Genomic DNA, 6,203 nt, shown 5'->3' with positions numbered 1-6,203 from the left:
GCGGTGACCAAGTCGAAGTTCGACAACCGCTACGGCATCCGCCACTCGCTCATCGACGGCATCAACCGCGGCACCGACGTGCTCATCGGCGGCAAGGTCGCGGTGGTCTGCGGCTACGGTGACGTCGGCAAGGGCTCGGCGGAGTCGCTGCGCGGCCAGGGCGCGCGGGTGATCGTCACCGAGATCGACCCGATCTGCGCGTTGCAGGCGGCGATGGACGGCTACCAGGTGGCGCGGCTGGAGTCGGTGCTGCCGATCGCGGACATCATCATCACCACGACCGGCAACAAGGACGTGGTGACGGTGGAGCACATGGCGCAGATGAAGCACCAGGCGATCCTGGGCAACGTCGGTCACTTCGACAACGAGCTGGACATGGCGGGCCTGGCCCGCTACCCCGGTATCCGCCGCAACAACATCAAGCCGCAGGTCGACGAGTGGGTCTTCCCGAACGGCCGCACGATCATCGTGCTGTCCGAGGGCCGGCTGATGAACCTGGGCAACGCGACGGGGCACCCGTCGTTCGTCATGTCGAACTCCTTCTCCAACCAGGTGATCGCCCAGATCGAGCTGTTCACCAAGTACGAGGAGTACGACAACGAGGTCTTCCGCCTGCCCAAGGTCCTCGACGAGAAGGTCGCCCGCATCCACCTCGAGGCACTCGGCGGCGAGCTGACCAAGCTCACCAAGGAGCAGGCCGAGTACATCGACGTCGACGTCGAGGGCCCGTTCAAGCCCGAGCACTACCGCTACTGAGCCGTTCTGACAGGGGTCTCCCGCTTCGTGGCGGGGGACCCCTGTTTTCATGTCGCCGTGGGATTCTTCGGCACTTACGCCTACGAGCACGGTTCCTGGAAGACGCTGTCCGAGGGCGAGCTGCCGCCCCTGGAGGAGCCGTTCCTGTGGATCGACATCCACGACAGCGACATCACCTCGGTCGTCTACGCGCCGGCGGGGGTGGGCAGCGGTGTCGCCTACCTCGGCCTGACGCCGCGCACCTACTTCGAGAACCCGAACGCCTCCGACCCCACCGACGTCCTGCGCGAGGCGGCGGGGCTGGCGGCGTGGTGGGCGTCGCAGAGCCCCTCCGGTGACGCCGCGGCCAAGCAGGCGGAGCTGCTCGCGTACCTGGCCGCGGACGAGAACCCGGACGGCTTCGAGTGGGACGAGTCGGAGGACGTCGACGAGATCGACGACGGCGACGTGTTCGTCGAGGTGAAGACCGCCAGGTTCCTCGCCGCACTGGACCTGCCGGTGCCGTACGACGTGAGCACCGGCTGAAAATCCTTTGCGGGAACGCCGAAGATCGGAGGGTGACGACAGGCCCTGATCTGATGACCGAGTTCTGCTGGATGGACCTCAAGACCCGTGATGTGACCGGCACCGCTGCCTTCTTCGCACGCGCCCTGGGCTGGCGCTTCGCGGTGGACGAGGACGACTGGCGCAAGGCCACCAAGATTTACGCCGACGGCCACCCGATCGGCGGCGTGAGCGACTTGGCGAACCCGGTCTACCCGCCGGGAACGCCCGCCCACATCGCCTTCTACCTGGCGGTCGACGACGTCGACCGCCGTGTGGAAGCGGCGGTGTCGAACGGCGCCCGCCTCGTCGTGCCGCCCTTCGAGGCGGGTGACCAGGGCCGCACGGCGACGTTGATCGATCCGTTCGGTGCCGCTTTCTCGCTGTGGCGGGCACGCGCCTTCACCGGGTGGAGGTTCCCGCCCGGCCGCATGGTTCTCGCCTGCGACCAGCCTGCTGACGCCCGTCGCTTCTACCGGGAGGTGGCCGGTGCCCCTCTGGCCCACGCGGACTTCGCCGCCACCTCCGGACCCGCCACCGCTCCTCAGTGGGAGCTCGCGGTCGAGGCCGACGCATCCGGTCCTCGCCGTGGGCGGTTGAGCAGCCCGGAAGGACTGACGTTCCAGGTCCGCTAGCGACCGCTCACGAACGCCTGCCAGGTCTCGGCGCTGAAGCTCAGCTCGGGACCCGCGGTGTTCTTGGAGTCGCGCACGCGGACGACCTGGGAAAACGCCACTTCGACGCAGTTGCTGTCGACGGAGTCGCCGCCGCTGTAGCTGCTCTTACGCCAGGTGCAGTCTCCGGCCATTGAGGTCCTCCCGCGATCGGCTGGCGAGATCCGCCACCATCGTTCGCGATTGTTCCTCACCGAGAGCCAGTGCATCCAGGTGCGCGAAGATCGACTCGCAGCGCTTGACGCCGACCTCGTCCTGCACGAACACCTGAGCGACGTCGGACTCCGTGAAAACCACGCTGCCGCGCTTCTCGTACTGCCACAGCATGTAGTTGGCCATCATGACGCCCGCCGGACCACTGGCTGACGGCACGATCCGGATGACGTGGGTGTGAAAGAGCAGCTTCATGAGCTGGTCCTCCATGACCTCGTCGCTGCCGACCTTGAGCCGTAGGGCGTTCTCGTGGACGTAGAAGGTGCATTCCGGTCGGTCGTGTTTGCGCAGGATCGACTGCCGTTCCATCCGGAAGCGGACAGCCGCCTCCATCAGCTCCGGAGTGAGCGCGCCACGGGCTTGGTACAGCGCCAGCGCGTACTCCTCGGACTGCAACAAGTCAGGAATCGTCATCATGTCGTAGCTGGTGATCCTGTCTGCGGCCGATTCGGCCATCGACATCGTGCGCAGGTTGGTGGGCACCTGCACGAAGTAGTGGTCGAACGCCGACCGGTACCTGTTCAGGAAGTCCTCGATGAAGACCTGGCTGCGCCCGCACCGCCCCAGGTACTGGACGAGGTCGATCTCGGTGGCGCGCACCTTGCCGTTCTCGATGTTCGACACCTTGCCCGGGTCCCACCCGAGCATCCGGGCGATCTTGCGCCCGCGGAAGGTGGTGAAGCGCTCCCGCACCTGTCGCAGCTCGTCGCCGAGGTCACGGCTGTAGGGAGTGGACGGATCGCCGTTCATGCCCACCGACGTTAAGTGATGGAGAAGAGCCAACATCGTGACCAAACGGGTGGAATCGTGATTGACGACCGGGTTTTACTGGCCACGTGCGGACGACCATCATCAAGAAGACCCTGCGCGTGCCCATTTCGGACGGTGCGCCGGGCGACGGCGCCGCGGTCGCGCGCCAGTTGGACGCCGCGCTGCTCGGCTCCGGGTTCAAGACCTCGCGTGATCTGCTGGAGCACATCGGCGGCGTCGCGGACGCCGAGGAGCGAGCCGCCGAGGTCGTCAGGGCGGTCAAGGAGCTGATCGGCGCGCGGGGGCAGCACAACCCGTACTTCAAGGAGTTCCCGCACAACGTGCCGGACACGCTCGCCTTCTGGCGCGAGTGCCTGCGCGACGCGGTCGCGCAGGGCGTGAAACCCACGAACAACCTGCTCGCCCTGCCGAAGTACGGGCGCGTCCAGCACACCTACGAGGAGATGCTGCGCGCGCACGACGAGCTGATCCCGTCGCTCAAGGACCGCATCACCGTCGTGCACCTCGGTGGCACGCTCGACGAGGAGGTGCGGCGGCTGTTCGAGGAGCTCGCGTCGAGCCCGATCCCGCTGGCCGAGGCCGACAGGGCGCTGCTCGGTGAGCTGGCCGTGCTCTGCCCGGACGTCGAGGTCGAGGTTCCGGTGCGCGAGAACCGCGCCATCCTCAACGCCGTCCGGCTCGTCGCGCAGAGGCCGTTGGAGGACATCGACACCGTCACCGACGTGCTGCGGCTCGCGGCGGAGGCGTCCGGGGGAGACGTCACGCTCGCCGAGCCGACGCGCTTCCGGTCGTTCCGCCGGCCCGAACGCCGGGCGTTGCTGAGGGCGCTGGACGGGGTGGCGGCGAGCAAGCTCGGGGACGTGCACCAGAACCGGGAGGCGTGGAAGCGGCTCGGTGAGCGGCTGCACCCGCACGAGCACCCGTTCGAGCAGGCGCGGGACGTGTTCGCGGTGGCGCGCGGGGAGAAGGTCGCGCGGTCGTTCGCCGGGCAGGTCGAGATGGCGTTCGCGGAGAACGACGTCGAGCGTGCCGTGCGGGTCCTCTCGAACGCGCCGGGCATGTTGTTGCGGCAGCTCGACCGGCTCCTCCGCAACGGTGCCGCGGACCTGGCCGGGCACGTCGAGGCGGCGGTGCCGGAGGTGTCCGGCCGCGTCCTCGTCTCGGTGCTGGAGCACCTGGCGAACCGCACGACGCCGGACACCGCCCGCGTGTTCGCGAGCAGGAGCCGCCGGGTGTGGATCGCCGACGACACGCGCCCGCCGCTCGACCCCGGCTCCGTCGCGGAGATCGTCGAGGTCGTCGAGAACGAGCTGGTCCGCAGGCTGCCCGCCTACTCCGAGCTGGTCGTCGACGACGAGGTGCTGGACGTCGTCGTGCCGGTCTCCGGGACCGAGGAGGGCTTCGGCGTGCTGCCGCGCGGGTCGAAGCTGTCCCTGGACGGTGACGTGCTGCGGTTCTTCGTGCACTGGCGGCAGCGCGCCAAGCGGACCGACTACGACCTGTCCGCCCTGCTGCTGAACGAGGAGTTCGAGTACCAGGGCCACGTCTCGTGGACGCGGCTCAAGCTCGGCGGCGCCGAGTACTCGGGCGACGTCACCGAGGCGCCCGACGGTGCGACGGAGTTCATCGACCTGCACCGGAAGGCGGTGAAGGCCAGGTACGTGGTGCCGCAGGTGAACATCTACTCCGGCGAGGGGTTCGACGAGGTCGCCGAGTCGATGTTCGGGTTCATGAGCCGCGACCGCGCGCGGAAGGGCAAGCCGTTCGAGCCGAGCACGGTCCGGGCGCGTTCCGCCATGCGGGGCAGGGGCAAGGTCGCGCTGCCCGCGATGTTCGAACGGCAGGGCGACGCCTGGGTCGGCACCTGGCTGCACCTGTACCTGCGCGGCACGCCGTGGGGCAACCGCGTCGAGGAGAACCGCGACGTGGTCAAGCTGATCGCCGCGGCGGCGTTGCGGCGCCGGTACTTCACGGTAGCGAGGCTGAGGGACCTGTTCGCGCGCAAGAAGTCCACAGAGGACGCACCGGTGATCCGCGTCGGGTTGGCGCAGGACGCGGGCGGAACCGTCACGACGGTGGCGGAGCTCGGGAAACTGCTGTCGGACTAACCGGGTTCGCTGCTACCGTGGTCGGTGCGAGGCCATGAAGGGGCTTCCTGCTAAATCTGGAACCAGGCGGGTCTTCGGACCGCTGGTCTTTAGCCCCCTCGCTCTCCTCGCACCCAGCTTCGGGCTAGCTCCATTCGACGGCGATGCCCGCGATCCCCGGCCCCACGTCGCCGAAGTACGCGCTGACGACGCCGCCGAGCCCGCACACCAGCTCCTCGACGTCGACCGGTGTGGCGTCGGCCGAGGCGCGGAACTGCTTGATGCACCGCGCGGGCATCGCGCGCCGGTGGAACGAGAGCTGCACGAGGTAGGAGCCGCACACGCCGCGGAACGTCCGGTGGGTGCCGCGAGTCGCGCTGCCCGTGTCGTCGGAGATGGTGAAGCTGAAGACGTGCTCCTCGCCGGCCGAGAGCCGCCGGTCGAAGAGCATCTCCACGGCGAGGTTGCGGGAAGCGCTTTCCCGGCGCAGCCGCCCCTGCCGGCAGCCTTCACCGGCCCTGACCGCGGCATTCTCGATCAACGACCCGTCGTCGCCGTGGTGCACCGCCAGGTACCGGTCAGGCCCCTGCCGCAGCGCGCGCACGACCAGCCGTGTGGTGATGGAGCGCTGTTCGCGGTACATGCCTATCTGGACGGTGTCGTGCACGGACAGCACTTCGAGATCCGCGTTGCCGCGCGCGGCCTCCGGCACGGAGTCGAAAGTCGCCAGCAACGGCGCGGGTTCCGGCCAGGTCGCCACCGGCCGGGACGCGTAGGTGTTGCCGGTGCGTGGTCCGATGAGGTCCAACAAGGACGATGGCGGAAGGCGCAGCACGGACTCCAGCGCGCGCACTGTGGTGATGGCGCGCGGCACCTCCGGGTGGCGCAGGCCCCGCTGCCAGTACGACAGCGTCGACTGGCCGACCTGGACGCCGAGCTGTTCGAGGTGGGCGCGCAGCCGGGCGAGCGAGAGGCCGCGGTGGGCGATCGCCTCGCGCAGTGCGCGGTGGAACGGCCCGTAGCGCAGCGTCTCGGCGAGAGGGGTCGGCAAACCCCCGGTCGGGTGACCGAGCGGTTCGTCGACCGACTCGGCGTGCCCGGAATCCGCGGCCACCGCGGCACCTACCCTTCACACACGCGCCGTGTGACTGTTCACCGT

Annotated in this window: 7 protein-coding genes; 4 read left to right on the top strand and 3 right to left on the bottom strand. The window is 68.8% G+C overall.

Annotated features, from left to right (window positions below):
- The 3 genes from BMW88_RS21320 to BMW88_RS21310 all read left to right on the top strand — a co-directional run.
- The coding region (locus BMW88_RS21320; RefSeq protein WP_089951363.1) for an adenosylhomocysteinase at positions 1-756 on the top strand (756 nt) is incomplete at its 5' end.
- Positions 757-813: 57 nt separating this feature from the next.
- The gene (locus BMW88_RS21315; RefSeq protein WP_089953195.1) at positions 814-1,281 is read left to right on the top strand and encodes a hypothetical protein; all 468 of its coding nucleotides are present in this window, start codon (positions 814-816) and stop codon (positions 1,279-1,281) included.
- Between the two features lie 32 nt (positions 1,282-1,313).
- Positions 1,314-1,934 carry a VOC family protein gene (locus BMW88_RS21310; protein ID WP_218148153.1) on the top strand — a complete coding sequence of 207 codons (621 nt, stop codon included), beginning with the start codon at positions 1,314-1,316 and terminating at the stop codon, positions 1,932-1,934.
- Here BMW88_RS21310 and BMW88_RS21305 read toward each other — a convergent pair.
- Both BMW88_RS21305 and BMW88_RS21300 read right to left on the bottom strand, forming a co-directional pair.
- The gene (locus tag BMW88_RS21305) at positions 1,931-2,107 is read right to left on the bottom strand and encodes a DUF397 domain-containing protein (RefSeq protein WP_089953192.1); all 177 of its coding nucleotides are present in this window, start codon (positions 2,105-2,107) and stop codon (positions 1,931-1,933) included. The genes BMW88_RS21310 and BMW88_RS21305 overlap by 4 nt on opposite strands.
- The gene (locus BMW88_RS21300; RefSeq protein WP_245777944.1) at positions 2,082-2,972 is read right to left on the bottom strand and encodes a helix-turn-helix domain-containing protein; all 891 of its coding nucleotides are present in this window, start codon (positions 2,970-2,972) and stop codon (positions 2,082-2,084) included. Before BMW88_RS21300 ends, BMW88_RS21305 begins: the two co-directional genes overlap by 26 nt.
- A gap of 50 nt (positions 2,973-3,022) precedes the next feature.
- On the opposite strand from BMW88_RS21300, the gene BMW88_RS21295 reads away from it, so the two are divergent.
- The gene (locus tag BMW88_RS21295; RefSeq protein WP_089953188.1) at positions 3,023-5,065 is read left to right on the top strand and encodes a TerD family protein; all 2,043 of its coding nucleotides are present in this window, start codon (positions 3,023-3,025) and stop codon (positions 5,063-5,065) included.
- Between the two features lie 124 nt (positions 5,066-5,189).
- Here the strand turns inward: BMW88_RS21295 and BMW88_RS21290 are convergent, their stop codons facing one another.
- Positions 5,190-6,158 (bottom strand): hypothetical protein, encoded by a 969-nt coding sequence (locus BMW88_RS21290; RefSeq protein WP_089953186.1) that lies wholly within the window; start codon positions 6,156-6,158, stop codon positions 5,190-5,192.
- Between the last annotated feature and the right edge of the window lie 45 nt (positions 6,159-6,203).

Source organism: Lentzea xinjiangensis (assembly GCF_900110955.1).
In the GTDB taxonomy this organism is placed as follows: Bacteria; Actinomycetota; Actinomycetes; order Mycobacteriales; family Pseudonocardiaceae; genus Lentzea; species Lentzea xinjiangensis.
This window is presented reverse-complemented; position numbering and strand designations above follow the sequence as displayed.

Excerpts from the sequence above, each read along its gene's own strand:
- BMW88_RS21305 (WP_089953192.1), bottom strand. The coding sequence starts at position 2,107 with ATGGCCGGAGACTGCACCTGGCGTAAGAGCAGCTACAGCGGCGGCGAC.
- BMW88_RS21300 (WP_245777944.1), bottom strand. The coding sequence starts at position 2,972 with ATGTTGGCTCTTCTCCATCACTTAACGTCGGTGGGCATGAACGGCGAT.